The organism is Paenibacillus uliginis N3/975, from assembly GCF_900177425.1.
Lineage (GTDB): Bacteria > Bacillota > Bacilli > Paenibacillales > Paenibacillaceae > Paenibacillus_AQ > Paenibacillus_AQ uliginis.
This window is the reverse complement of the sequence record NZ_LT840184.1, coordinates 2,767,328-2,781,648: the sequence shown is the minus strand read 5'-3', so window position 1 is coordinate 2,781,648 and position 14,321 is coordinate 2,767,328. Positions and strand designations below refer to the sequence as shown.

The following is a 14,321-nucleotide window of genomic DNA, read 5'->3' as shown; positions in this document are numbered from 1 at the left end:
ACACGGAATGAATGTATAATATTAACATTTAATCCCAATTGATATCTGTTAGACAATCCTCAAATCGGCTATGAAGATCAATTTATTCTTATTATGACTTTTGGTAATCACCATCACCAACCTTCTCCTGCATGGCACAATGAGTTAGTGGGTTTATGTTATGCAGAAAACTCCCGCCTTTCGGCCGATCGCCGATGGACAGGAGTTCTGTTTAAGTAAGGCTATCATTTTGCGGTGGATCATATAGTCCCGAAGTGTCTTTGAACCATTGGAAAATATGGGATGCGCAAACCTTAAGAACCGCATAGCCAGGAACGGCCAGCAGAATGCCAACCACACCGAAGAGGTTACCTGATGTCAGAATAACAAAGATAATCGTGATGGGGTGAATCTTCAGCGTTTTGCCCATGATCTGTGGCGAGATGAACTTACCCTCTATTAGCTGTACGATCGTCCAGACTGCCACCATCTTCAGCAGCATTACCGGAGATGTGACCAGAGCCACAATCAGCGCTGGCGTAATCGCAATCGCAGGCCCTAGATAAGGTACAACATTGGTAAACGATGCAATTATGGCTAGAATAAGCGCATAATCCAGACCAATGATCATGTAACCAATGTAGAGCAGAATACCAATACAAAAGCTGACGATAATCTGTCCACGGATAAACGAACTGATCTGGTGATTAATATCTTGAAGTACATGCAATATGCCGGAACGACTTTTGGTTGGCAGGAAAGACAAAATCTTCTGCGGCAGCTTCTTGCCGTCTTTCAGCATATAAAACAGAACGAACGGAACCGTTACAATCGACAACACGATCTCGGTAAAAGCACCCAGGAATCCGCCCACTCTGGTCCACGTGTGGTTCAGAATTTCCGTTGCTTTCTTGGTAACTGTGCTCCACCAATCTTGGGAGTTAATGCTCACAGTTTCCTGGAGCTGACTAAATAACTGATTACCCGTAAGTTCTTCAAATTGCAGTTTAACATTTTCACTATATGTCGGGAAATTGTCAATCAACCCCATAATCTGGTTGCGAAGCACCGGAATGACCGCAAGCACGACCACCGTCAGAATACCAGCAATAGCTAAATATAGGATCAGGATGGACCATCCGCGCTTGATTTTCCTTTTTTCCATAATATCCACAAGGGGATTAAGCAGGTAATATAATATTCCGGATAGTATGATCGGCAATACGATCGTCTTAATCAGTACTGCGAGCGGATGCAGAACAAATGAAATTTTGCTCAGCACCAATACGTTAAGTCCCGCCAGTAGCAGGATAAGCAAAAGAAGTACAAACTTGTTGTTCAGAAAAAATCGCTTGAAGCGATCCGGCCAAATGCGGGGTTGCTCCATATGTGTCCTCCTAACTTATGTATCCTTTATTAAAATGTAAAATCACTTCAGGAGAAGAAATTCAACTACGAATATTCAACTAATGTTCGCTAACTTCATTCTTCTAACTATAATATTTAACATAGTCACATGTCCAATTCACCAAGGATTAGGTCAGAAAAGGCATATAGCCCTTTTATCATCTTCCCCATTATACTGGCTGCTGCCGGTTCCCATTCATGGAATTTCTGTTTTGATATCGACTGATAACAAAACATTTCTGCCAGCGAGCAAAGAAGACACCCCCGTCAAGGATGCCTTCTCGTCTATTTTTTAAACCCATCGTGATCTCATTTATTTCAGCGTGAAATCCCCAGAGCTTGTGCGAACCTTCAGCACCACGCCGCCACTGCCGAATGTTCCCTTCAACTGGTTCTTGTCTTTGTCGTTAGTCTCATAACGCATTCCGTCCCACTGCATATCCCCCTTGCCGGAGCTCCCTTCGAAATCAACTTTCAGCGAGGATGGCTCTTTAACCAGATCGACGGTCACACGACCGCTGCTGGATCGCAGTTCGGCATCATGTATGAGCTGGTCCGCATCCAGGCGTATGTTTCCGGAGCCCGTCTTTCCTTGTATGCCTGACTCTCCGTCTTTCAGTTCGACATCGCCGCTCCCGCTCTGAAAGTTTAACATCGAAGCCTTATAGCGTTCGGCCGATATATCGCCAGAGCCTGACTCCAGCGCGATTGATTCAACATCGATCTCCTCGGCCTTGATATCGCCGCTGCCAGTGTGCACCGTTATCTCGTCAGCCTTCACCTGCTGTACGTTGACATCGCCGCTGCTTGCCTTGATTTTGACCGAGTCTCCCTGCATTTGTGCGATCTCGATATCGCCGCTCCCGCTTTCAATCCCGGCCGATGACCATTGCTTCTCGGGTAGTTCCACCGTCAAATCGATATTCATGACCCGTACGCCCAAGTCGATTCCTTGCGGTATATCGACCCCCAGTACCAACGTATCGCCGTTAGGTTCAGCCTTCAATTTCACTTGTTCCGCAATCTGGAGGCTTACCTTTCCATGAAGGCGAACCTTGATCTGATCCGCATTCCCTTGAACGACATGTATATCGCTGCTACCTGTACGAAGGTTCAAGTGACGGAAATCATTGGCGTCGAATGTTTGCTCTCCGTTAATTTCTTTGGTATCAAATGAAAAGCCGAAGTTAATACCCGAAAAGGTTTTTATCGGGTTCATCGTAATGATCAGAAGCAGCACACCCACCGCTACGATCAATAAACCTTTTTTCTTCTGCATAGCGTTCTTCATTCCTTCCATCTTCCCCTTTTCTCTCTCCGCTGCAAATTCCGAAGTCCTGTTCAGTATAGCACCCCTGAAAAACTCAAACATTGGGCCCGGGAATGAGATTGGAGCCCCGACTTAAGTCCAGTTTCGCTTAAGAGAGCCGAGTGCCCACATCTAACAAGCACGACAACTGCACTGTCTAGGGTGACTCCCGAGTTTATCATCGACGGACTGCCCATAATCGATATGCCTCCCGGTTTTCTCATTCAGCCTGTTCTACGGGCATCAGATAATTCCGTGTTGTTTGAATATCGATAAAACAAAAAAAGCCGCGATTTTCGCGACTTCTTATGCGTGGAGGTTCTTAGTCCGTATTTACTTTTTCAATGAAATGACAAACTTCGAACCGACCTCACCTGCAAATACAATGCTGCCGTTCTCCGGTAGTACGACCTGATTCTTACCGCTAACCACGGTGTGGTTGATGCAAGTACCCGCTTGATTATAGACAGCAAAGGCGCCATTTGAAGGCATTTTAACCGTCATGACCTTTCCTTTGGCTGCCGCAGGCACGGAGTACCATTTGGCATAGCCGTCCGCGTCGATCGTAGTCGAAGAACCTTTACCCGAATAGAGCGGTTTGACAAGCTCCTCACTCGCGTATACATTACCTACGGCTGTAAAATATTCGATTCCGTTCTTCGTAAAGATATTGATTTCCATCGTGTCACGACCAGCCATGCCAGGGATTTGCAGCCCATTGACTGCTTTGTCTGCAGCAATCATCTTATTATTCAAATAATACCCAGGAACCTCTTTCAAGGTATGAAAAGGAATGATAACTGAAGAATTGAGATAGGCCGTTGATGTATATTTCTCACTCATGAGATAATACTTTTTACCTTCGCGTTTTTCCCATGAGGCGATAATATCCTGGGGTAATTCGTTCGCTTCAATCTTCTCTGCAGTATATTCTGAGAAAGCTAATTGTCCAAGTCCCGGTAAGGATAAATAGGAGCGGGACCACAGATAGGTGCGTCCATTTTTCTCTACAACAAATTTCAACTTTATGGTGCCTTCATCGTTCACAAAAGAACCATCCGATGTATACGTATACGTTTGGTCAGGACTGCCCGGAGCCGTAAGCGTGGATATCGACAATTGTTCGGCAGCATTCAGTTCTACCTTCATTAACTTACCTGAACTACCACTATACATACCTGCATGCCGGGACATTTCCTTCGGCATATCTGCCTTGATAGGCACGCCAAACGATTTCTCCGGTTTCCGTTCTTGAATCATATTCTTCTCCTCAAGTGCGCTGAGCAACAGTTCACTCGCAATGAATTGATCTGTTGCGCTTGAACCGCCTGAAGAGGTAACGGCTGCAGCCATGTTGTATTCCGGGAGCACCACGAATGATGAATGGTACGATGGCGTGTCTCCACCCTTCGTAAGCGCTTTGATACCATATTCGTTAAATGGGAACAAGCTCACGCTATCCCACCCTAACCCATATGAAAGAGACGTATCGCTATCCTCTGGCCACATGCCTCGTTTATACTCTTCTTGTGCCATCGCCTCTACCGACTTCTTCGAAAGAATGCCATCGACCTGTTCTGTGAAGATTTGCGAGAATTTGGCGAGATCTTCCGCTGTGGAGTAAATACCTCCAGAGGCAATGATGTTAATATTCTCCTGCGGAAGTTGACCCTCATACAGAGGGGAATAGATCCCGGCCATTTTCGCTGGATCGATCAAGTCCTGTGGTGTAGCGGTATGGGTCATGTCCAGTGGCTCTGTAAAATATTTGTGTATAAATGCCGTAAAGCCCATGCCGCTAACTCTCTCTACCAGAATCTCCGCTAGCGTAAAACCATCGTTACAATAGACCGAGAACGCTCCTGGATCGGCCTTTAAGCTTTGCGTTGCCAATTGCTCTAAGAACGTATCATGTGCATAAGTATCATGATCCCCATACAATGCTGCATTACTACCTGAGGTTCCGAGAAGACCGGAAGAATGGTTCAGCAGCATGCGCGGAGTAATCTGTGTGTAACGGTTGTCTTTCATCTTAAAATCAGGGATATACTTCACAACGGGCATATCTAAATCTACCTTACCGTCGTCCACTAGCTTCATAACAGATGCTGCGAGCACCATTTTGCTCGTTGAACCTATGCCATATATCGTATGTGAAGTAAGGGGAACTTCATTCTTCAGGTCGTTTTTGCCAGCATGTCCTGAGATGGTGATCTCACCATGATCGATAAGCGCATATTGCAGACTTGTCGTGCCGTACTTTTCGGTGAGTAACTTGGCTTTCTCAGCAACTATTTTTTTCGTCGCATCAAAAGTAAGATCACTACTGCTGCTAGCCGGTGCGGCCATTGCAGATATGGGAGCTAACATGGTTAACACGAGGGTTAACGCGGCGATTGAAGTTCGTTTCCTAGCTGTTTTCTTGCCCACTGTCATTACCATTCGCATCTTCTCCTGTTCTGATCTGTTTATTAGCTACGTTTTAACTAGCCAATACAGATAGCTTATACGACGAAGATGTACTGCCAATGACGACAATATGAATGGAGTATGAACAGGCTAAAAAAATGCTGGACATGATTGGTTAGAGTTCTTCCGGATCTATAAATTTCACCTCTGGATACAAGTCGTTCGGCCCCTGAATCAGATTTCCACCCGTTCCTTTCAGTTGCTTGTTAAAGAAATCGAGTACATATTGGTTTACGATGTTTGATCCTCTTTTACCATTTATGTCTCCTGTTATGCCCGTCAGTTTAATCAACTCTGAATAGAATTGAAGGTCCGTGAAATTGAAGTGTTGAGTCCCTTCTACATAAATCGCACTTCCACCATGATTGATAACATTTTTGATAATGTGCAGCTCATCTGAAAGAGATTTAGTTACTTCGTTATCCGAATTTCTATCATTTTCAAAATTGGCTAACCAGTCTTTAAAATTTCCCGATCTGATGAACATAAACGGCTTGTTTATATCATCTCTATTTTCCACTTCATATAATGACCCGTCCATATTGATCCCGGCCTTGATTCTATGATCTAAATATGTTGTATTAAACGCCGTTGCACCCCCAAAAGAATGCCCCATCACGCCTAAGTTATTTAAATCTATTTTCCCTTTAAATTGACTTTCGATTGCACCTGAATTTAGCTTTTCAATTTGATTGATTACAAACTCTACGTCTTGTGTCCATATATTCCCAATATTTCCACGATCATCTATTGTTGTCATCTTTGTTTTATAGTCCGTTACACGGCCATCCGGAAAAATGGTAGCAAAGGTGCTATACGTATGATCGATTGTGACCACGATAAAACCATGACTGGCCAGATTCTCGGCCTGTGATGCATGTAGAACTCTACTGGTTCCCATACCATGAGATAGCAGTACCAAGGGATAAGGACTTGTAGATGGTAATATTTCTACATTTTCATAAGAGTTAGTTCTACTATACTTCCAGTAGTCGAACACAAAATCGGGAAGGTTTAAAGAATTAGAGTATGTCTGAATATACTTTTTGAACATTTCTTTATCTTTTGGAAAAAGCGCTTCACGCTTGTTGTTATTCTTATTTTCAGTAGGGTACCAAATTTGAACCATTAGCTCCCGCTTATCGCTTTGATCTTCCGTTAAGACTTCATCTCGGTTCTGATCCGTAAAATGAAATGTTTGAGTCCCGACTTTCTCTGGACCCTCAGGCTTTGGCAAATGAAAGACAGGCAAGTATATCGTTAAGCTAGTAGATACAACCATGAGAATGATGAGGATAGAAGATAAACTATATTTCAACAGCTTCCCTATTTTTAGATTCACCATTTTTCTTGAATGCCTTAATAGAATGATAAGTATGAATAGAGCCGTCATGATATAGACCAAAAGCAACTGCCATCTGTATCCCTCAACAAGCAATTGGACGACGAATATAGCGCTACTTGCGATACACAAACCCACTTCTGTTTTCTGTGCGCTTCTTTTAATAAACAATAAATCTAGCAGTAAAGCCAAACAGGATAGAACTAAAAGTATTTCAAATAATCTCATTAGTAACCCTCTCTTTCATCAATAGACCCAGACACGGGCCGAATTGGATAAACTGTGGAAAACCGTCCTTAGGGACGGCTTTCCATACGTTCTATTTATTTTGCTTCTTTCATAAATGTTCTAACGTTCTCCGCGATTTCTTTGAATTTGGTGTGGTGCAAATAGTGGGAGCCTTCCATGAGGACGACTTTCCCATGCACCGAGTCCTTGATCTGCCCTTCATGCAGAGGGATCCATCCGGCTACACCTTGATTATCCGCTTGTACAAAGAGTAGAAGTGGAAGGTCTTTAGGGAATGTTAAGCCTTGAGCCCCTTTGAAATTAGAGGAGATATGATCCATTTCATTTAACATCGTGGAACTATTCGAGTTTTTATTCGACAGCATTTTCATCTGCTCTACGATGCGATCATCAAATGCGAGTCCAGCATAAGGGTCACCACCAAATTTGACCGCCAATCTTTGGAGACCTGATTTTTTAAGAAATGCAAACGTTTTTAATGGGAATTTAACATCCATACCCGGTTGTGTTGGAACACTGCTATCGATTCCGACAAATGCAGTCACCTCGTTTGGATACTTGTTCACATAATCAATACCGTAAATGCCTGTAATGGAGTGGCCCATGAGCATGTATCGGTTAATGTTAAGCTGCTGTAGCGCTTCATGAACTTCACTTACGATATTCTCTGTGGTTCGATCTTTTTCCGTTCCATCACTTAATCCATAACCGAAAGGCTCAACTGCAACAACTTTGTAATATGGAGATAGTTCATCGATGAGCAGCTTAAAATCAAGCGCTGGTGCAGCTGTTCCATAACCAGGCAGAAGCACGATCGTTTCCTTGCCATCGCCTTGAATTAACACATTCATATTTTTACCGTCCACAGACACGTGTTGACCGTACGGCATGATTTTTGCTTGATCCGATTTTGTTGCGAACACATTCACGGTAAATACAATGGCTAGAAAAAGCACGATGGCAGCGGCTATTGCTCCTAAGGTTTTGAGTAAAATCCGCAGCGGCTTACGCATCCTTTTTTTCGTTACCTCTTCTTTTGGTTTCATGTTCATCTACTCCTGTCCCTCATCTCTATATTGGGCTGCCTTGAATAAGAAGCCGTTATGAGAAGCTTATATGACGAAGATGTACTCTCAATGACGCCAATATGAACGGAATATGAACTTGCAAGGAAGCTTGCACATGATTCCCTAACATGGAGGTCAACACATCCAAACAGTGAAAAACCGTCCATTAGGACGGTTATCTATCACAATCCCTAAGATTAAAATCGAAGAGAGACCTTCTCTAGTACACTTATGTTATTTCTTTCATAAATTCTCTCAAGTTCTCTACGATTTCTTTGGCTTTGGTACGATGGATGTAATGATCTGCTTCAAACCGCATCACTTTTCCATGTACAGAATTTTTTACTTGTGCTTCATGCTCAGGAACCCATCGATCCGTTACGGGGTGATTCGCTTGGATAAAGAAAATAATAGGAAGATTTGTGGGGAATGATACGCTTTCAGCTGCTTTAAAATTAGAATACATATGTTCAACTTCATTTATTATGTTCGCATTAAACATGTTTTTGTGCATAAGAATTCTCATTTGTTCTTTCGTTCCATCATCATAGGGCAGTGCAGCTAATGAGTCCGTACCCAATTTCATAGCCAATCTGGAGAGACCTAATTTTTTGAGCCATTTAACCATTTCGAGTTGGGACGATTCAATCTTCTCCGTTAGCGTCGGAACACTGCTATCGAGCCCGACAAATGCAATGACCTCGTTTTCGTATTTATTCACATAATCGAGTCCGTAAACGCCTGAAATGGAGTGTCCCATGAGAATATAACGTTCAATGTTAAGACCTTGCAAGGCATCGTGAATTTCATGGACAATATTCTCTGTGGTCCGTTCCTTTTCGGTTACATCACTTAATCCATATCCAAAAGGCTCAACAACGACGACTTTGTAGAAGGGTGATAGCTCTTCGATTAGCGGCTTGAAATCCAGTGCGGGTGCCGCTGTTGCAAGACCAGGTAGGAGTACGACGGTTTCTTCGCCTGTTCCTTGGATCAGAACATTCATATTTTTCCCGTCGACGGTTACAGACTGACCATAGGATTCTAGTTTACCTTGCTCCGATTTGTTACAGATCACATTCACGATAAATACAATGGCTAGAAAAAGCACGATGGATATGGCTATAGCTCCTAAGGTTTTGAGTAAAATGCGCAGCGGCTTACGCATTTTCTTTTTCATTACCTCTTCTTGTGGTTTCATGTTCATCTTCTCCTGTCCCTTATCTCTTTATTGGGCTGCTTTGAATAAGAAGCCGTTAAGAGAAGCTTATACGGCGAAGATGTACCCTCGATGACGACAATATGAACGGAAAATGAACAGACCAAAAACAAAGGCTTCACACGCAAGGAAATTTGCGCATGAAGCCTTAGCAATCGAATTAATCTGTTGGTGATGTGATTGGCAGTGTGACAAAGAAGGTCGTTCCTTGACCAAGCTCACTTTCTACTCGAATGTCGCCTTGATGCAGCGATACGATCTGTTTAACGATGGCAAGTCCCATCCCACTCCCGTCAACCTTGCGACTGTGGGAACGATCAGCCTTGAAAAATCGCTCAAATATACGCTTCTGGTCCTCAAGGGGGATGCCGATACCGGTGTCAGATATTCGGACGATCACGTTGTTGATATAGTGTTGAATGCTCACGTTAATCATGCCGCCATCCTCAGAAAATTTGATGCTATTGCCAATAATATTCGTCCATACCTGGTTTAATAGCTCATGATCCGCCGTTACTTGTATCGTATCTAAATCAAGCTCAAACTGTAGCCTGCGAGCATTCCATTGCGGCTGGAGCGCAACGATGACCCGTCTGATCTGTTCATCAAGGCTAAGTGTGGTCAAACGAAGTTGCTGTGACTGCGATTCCAGCATGCTCAGCTTGAGCAGGCTATCGCTCATTTTGGACATCCGCTTCGCTTCAGCGATAATAATATCCAGATAACGGCTTCGTTCATGTTCTGAGAGACCTACTTGCTTGAGTGCTGAAGCATAACCGGATATCGAAGTGAGCGGAGACTGCACCTCGTGCGACACGTTCGTCACGAATTCCCTGCGCATCTGCTCAAGTTGCTTCAAATCGTGCATCATGTCTTCGAAGCTGCGAGCCAACGTACCCAGCTCACTCGACTGCTTAATATTCAGCTTGACGTTGAAGTCTCCAGCGGCTATCCGCTTGGTTGCTTTTGTCAGTTTTTTGATTGGCCTTACCAAGAATATAGAGGCAACCAGAATCAATAAGCTTCCTGCGATCAACGAACAGGTTGCAAAGATCATTGCCCAACTGGCGACAAAAGTGGCGGAAGGGGGGGCGAGGGTTTCCAAAAACATCGCCTTTGTTCCCATTTCTGTTTTCAACGGCAACCCTAAGAGGACCGCAGCAATACCATTTGGCGTGGCTTGAACAACGCCGCCATCGATTACCTTTTTTAGCTGCTCCATCGTCACAGGGGCAGACTTGTGTCCGTTAAGCTTTCCGTAAGACTTGAACTGACCCGTTGCTTCGTAAATTCGAATATGATAGGAATCGAGTAGCTTCATTTCACTTACGAACAAGTCCGCTTCACGTAACGGAAGGGTCTTGTAAATCCGGACAATGTCTTGGCCAAAGTTACGTAAGTTGATTTGCGCGTTTTGGTTTAATTTATCTTCGAATATCCAAGTGGACGCAAAAAAAGAAATGATCGTACCTGCGATAACGGAGACGAGAAATGTCAGGACAACACGTATATATAAAGATCGGATCATTCGTATACCTCAAGTCGGTAGCCAAGCCCGCGTACCGTTTCGATCCGAAAATCAGGTGTCGTTGCGAACCGTTCGCGCAGCCGTTTAATATGTACGTCTATCGTTCGATCATCTCCGGCGTAATCGATCCCCCAAATCTGATCGATCAACTGCTCGCGTGTATAGACTTGTCCGGGAGTTCCAGCCAGCTTATACAGCAATTCGAACTCTTTGAGCGGCAACGTGAGCGATTCTGTCCCTCTGATCACCTTATAGGTCTGTCGATCAAGCGTGACGTTGCCGAACTTGATCGTCTGCGTAGAGCCGATCTTGTATCGTTTGAGTAGTGCCCGAACACGAACCGTCAACTCCAACGGGTCGAATGGTTTCGTCAAATAATCATCCGTACCCAGTTCGAACCCTTTCACTTTCTCCCATGTTTCGCCTCTCGCAGTAAGCATCAGTAAGGGAAGATCAGGATTGGCTCTTCGGAGCTCTTTGCATAATGTCCAGCCGTCCATGATTGGCATCATAATATCGAGCACGACAAGATCGACATGCGTCGAGGCATAGACAGCTAGTGCTTCTTTGCCGTCTTCAGCTTCGACTGTTGCAAATCCATCGTTGCGTAAAAATAAACAGACGAGTTCGCGAATGTTCGCATCATCGTCAGCAACCAGTATAGTAGGCATCTGTTCCCTCTTTTCCCTGTTTTCCATTTTTTATACAAATATCAGACCTATTACTTATTTTCACTTAAAAATTCGAGAACTTTGTTAAATGCTTCTTGAGCAGCCGGGGTATTCATTATAAATTGAAACTCATGTGCTAACTCGCCAGATACATTTTTATCAAAGAAGAGTCCATCTACAGGCACCCCTTTATTTTGCAAAGCAGAAGCCAATGCCTTTCCTTGATCTTCGAATGACGCAGTATTTCCATCTGTGATAAAAGTTGGTGGATAATCTTTTGTAACATAGTTGAAAATAGAAGCAATCTCTATCTCAGTTGATTTTTCAAAGTTTTTATCTCCAAAGTAAGCCCAACCTGCGGCACGCAAAAAGTCTTGTACTTGTTTACTTGTTTCCATCATAGCTAACTCAGGCATATTATATGGGCCACAAAATAACAGCACGCCTTTTATTGTAGATGGATCAACAATAGCGTCAATCTTGGTTAACCTGGCATACTCAGGAGATGTTTGAATATTAACGAATTGACCAGATATTTGTGCTCCAGCAGAATCTCCTGCAAAATAAACCTGATCCAGTTCCAACTCATATTTCTTAGCATTTTCTTTGATATATTCATAAGCTTCACCTAGTTGGAGTACTGGCGTAGGATATTCTCTTTTAGGAGCAAGAGCATAGTTTATATTCACCACTGTATATCCACGAGCAGCTAATTCTACTGCATACCCTGTGATGTCTGATTTATCTCCACCTACAAATCCGCCACCATGTACCCAAAAAATAACAGGTGTTTTTTCTATATGATTTTTTGGGTAAACGATATCTAATCTGCCATCCGGAAATTTGGAATTATAATTGATATCCTTAATGATTTTTGTGTCTTCTAGAGCATTGTCATAGTTATCAGAAGGAACAAACATTCCGCCTTCAAATGCTTTTTTAATCAGGAATGCCTTTGGTGTTGGTGAAAGATTCCAATAGCTGATTCCCGCAAGAACCAACCCGACAACGATAACAACCGATATAAGCATTCTCTTTTTCCATACTCCTCTAGGTCTTTTCTCTGTCATTTGCATTATTAATGATCTCCATTCTTTATGTGGCTACTAAGTTGTTTTTTATTGAATATCTAAATAATATATCATTCCATTTGGTTGTTTTTTATCACTTTCGCTTAAACTTCCATGGAAAAATCGTTTATATAGTTTGAAGCCGTATCTTTCATAAAAATTATAAGAACATCCAAGATCTGTCCATAAAAACGCACTACGAAGTTCATTGTAATTACAAAATTCTATATAGCGGTCCATCAATTTTTTTCCATACCCCATACCGCGAAGATCTGGACTAACAATAAATAAGTTAATTTCGCTGTCAAATTGTTTATCAGTCGTCTCTCCTAAAGTATCTATTTCATTGTGCTCATTTCTAATTTTCCAGGCTGTTCTACGATTTCCAAAGCCTCCGCATAATAAATAATACAGAGTTCTAAAATTGTTTTTAAATCCTTTGAATCTATATTTCATTTGGCTGAAGAAACCTGCATTTTCTATACTACCAAATAGTATTCCTTTTACGTTATCATGTTCATCAACTATCAAGTCAAGGTGCTCCGAATACATTTCGCAAGATAATACATATGATTGATATATAATTTCTGGATTTTTGGGTTGATTAAACTCTTTCTCAAATGGCCATGTACTACGTATTAAATTTGCGCAACTCTCTAAATATTTTTTATTATACTTTTTAAATTTCAATTCCATTGTTGATCACTCCATAATGTCTTTTGTTATAATATTCAGCATCTTTTCAAATTGTTGTATATCATTTGCAGTACATCTTTTTTCTAATTCTGCTATTACGTTATTCAAATAATTATCATTAAGGCAATAGTAGTCCATAAATTTATCTGTTACTTGAAGATAAAATATACGTCTGTCCTTTTTATCGTTTACTTTTGTAAGATATCCTTTCTTAATCAACTTGTTAATTCTATAGGTTGCGTTTGGCTGTGATATATTAAGAAACTCTGCAAGCTCGCTATAGGTTGGATTTTTCAAAAAATATACAACTTCGAGACATGACATTTCTACAGTACTTATATCACCTATGTCTAAAGCTTCGTTTTGAGATGCATTTTTGTAAAAACTCATGGTAAGCTTCATATAAAAATCTTCAATTAGATTATTTAGCATATCTTGCCCCTTTTTTTGACGATTAACTTCAAAAAATTTAATTAAAATATTTTAAGTATACTCTAAACTAACTATTCTTCATTGTCAAATGGTTGTGAAGCTGCCCTATGAACGGTAAATACCACCTATGAAATCATAAAACAATTCATTTTCAAAAAAACAATGGGCTATTCCAATAGTCATTACATGACTATTGGAATAGCCCATTGTTGGTATAATGTCTACCTTGGCTATAGTTTCAGCTCAGACCGCTCGGATATCTCATTCGGACCCTTTCCATTCGCTATAGAAAATGGCCGACTGGAAGGCCAAGATCAATGGTAGTATGGCGTAACATCGACTCACGGGTACGAGCTTTCGCTGAAAACAGGCGCATCAAAACGGCAACCTGTAAGGATTCACTGGATAAAGCGCCATCATCACGACTGCCAATGAGTGCCACATCCGGCACGACCGGCCAGGCACCGGCTCGTTCATAGAAATAGGCCAAAGACGGTTTGCAAGTGAATATTCCAAAATCTGTATCGCTCTGTTCGATCCAACGAGTAGCGGCAGCAACCGTACGCAATCCTAACCCTCGGCCTTGATAATCAGGATCGGTTGCGACACAGCTAAGTCCAGCTATGTTGAATGTCTGATCATTGTGATTGATGGTCTTGCGGACTACACCTGCATAGCTGACTAACCGTCCATCTACGTAGGAATAGAAAGAACGGGCATTGAGTACAGCTTCGTGAGTGGTTGGAATCGTCTCTCCTGGTATTGGACTAACATCTGGCGGCCAAACCCGATCCAGTATTACGGCGATCTCACGCCTTAATATGTCAGATGCTTCATTATAGTAGATTGATTGTACGATATCAGTCATCATCAATTCATTCAT

Annotated in this window: 12 protein-coding genes; all 12 read right to left on the bottom strand. The window is 42.3% G+C overall.

What is annotated here, in order from left to right; all coding sequences use genetic code 11:
• Window positions 1–211 precede the first annotated feature (211 nt).
• Window positions 212–1,366, bottom strand: coding sequence for an AI-2E family transporter (locus B9N86_RS13135; RefSeq protein ID WP_208919672.1), 1,155 nt, complete (start codon window positions 1,364–1,366; stop codon window positions 212–214).
• A 333-nt stretch (window positions 1,367–1,699) separates the two neighbouring features.
• Window positions 1,700–2,677: a DUF4097 family beta strand repeat-containing protein gene (locus B9N86_RS13130; RefSeq protein WP_244563072.1), complete on the bottom strand. Its 978-nt coding sequence runs from the start codon at window positions 2,675–2,677 to the stop codon at window positions 1,700–1,702.
• Between the two features lie 351 nt (window positions 2,678–3,028).
• On the bottom strand, window positions 3,029–5,137 hold the full coding sequence (locus tag B9N86_RS13125; protein ID WP_244563071.1) for a serine hydrolase domain-containing protein: 2,109 nt from the start codon (window positions 5,135–5,137) through the stop codon (window positions 3,029–3,031).
• A 142-nt stretch (window positions 5,138–5,279) separates the two neighbouring features.
• Window positions 5,280–6,734, bottom strand: coding sequence for an alpha/beta hydrolase family protein (locus B9N86_RS13120; protein ID WP_208919671.1), 1,455 nt, complete (start codon window positions 6,732–6,734; stop codon window positions 5,280–5,282).
• Window positions 6,735–6,829: 95 nt separating this feature from the next.
• The gene (locus B9N86_RS13115; RefSeq protein ID WP_208919670.1) at window positions 6,830–7,801 is read right to left on the bottom strand and encodes an alpha/beta hydrolase; all 972 of its coding nucleotides are present in this window, start codon (window positions 7,799–7,801) and stop codon (window positions 6,830–6,832) included.
• A gap of 250 nt (window positions 7,802–8,051) precedes the next feature.
• Entirely contained in the window at window positions 8,052–9,023 is a 972-nt protein-coding gene (locus tag B9N86_RS13110) for an alpha/beta fold hydrolase (protein WP_208919669.1), read from the bottom strand.
• 178 nt (window positions 9,024–9,201) lie between these two features.
• Window positions 9,202–10,569 carry a sensor histidine kinase gene (locus B9N86_RS13105; RefSeq protein ID WP_208919668.1) on the bottom strand — a complete coding sequence of 456 codons (1,368 nt, stop codon included), beginning with the start codon at window positions 10,567–10,569 and terminating at the stop codon, window positions 9,202–9,204.
• Complete coding sequence (locus B9N86_RS13100) at window positions 10,566–11,240, bottom strand: response regulator transcription factor (RefSeq protein WP_208919667.1); 675 nt, start codon at window positions 11,238–11,240, stop codon at window positions 10,566–10,568. Before B9N86_RS13100 ends, B9N86_RS13105 begins: the two co-directional genes overlap by 4 nt.
• Before the next feature lie 50 nt (window positions 11,241–11,290).
• Window positions 11,291–12,310: an alpha/beta hydrolase gene (locus B9N86_RS13095; protein ID WP_425298610.1), complete on the bottom strand. Its 1,020-nt coding sequence runs from the start codon at window positions 12,308–12,310 to the stop codon at window positions 11,291–11,293.
• A gap of 48 nt (window positions 12,311–12,358) precedes the next feature.
• Window positions 12,359–13,006: a GNAT family N-acetyltransferase gene (locus B9N86_RS13090; protein ID WP_208919665.1), complete on the bottom strand. Its 648-nt coding sequence runs from the start codon at window positions 13,004–13,006 to the stop codon at window positions 12,359–12,361.
• 6 nt (window positions 13,007–13,012) lie between these two features.
• Window positions 13,013–13,408 (bottom strand): MarR family winged helix-turn-helix transcriptional regulator, encoded by a 396-nt coding sequence (locus B9N86_RS13085; protein ID WP_208919664.1) that lies wholly within the window; start codon window positions 13,406–13,408, stop codon window positions 13,013–13,015.
• Window positions 13,409–13,721: 313 nt separating this feature from the next.
• Window positions 13,722–14,309 (bottom strand): GNAT family N-acetyltransferase, encoded by a 588-nt coding sequence (locus B9N86_RS13080; RefSeq protein WP_208920334.1) that lies wholly within the window; start codon window positions 14,307–14,309, stop codon window positions 13,722–13,724.
• Window positions 14,310–14,321 lie beyond the last annotated feature (12 nt).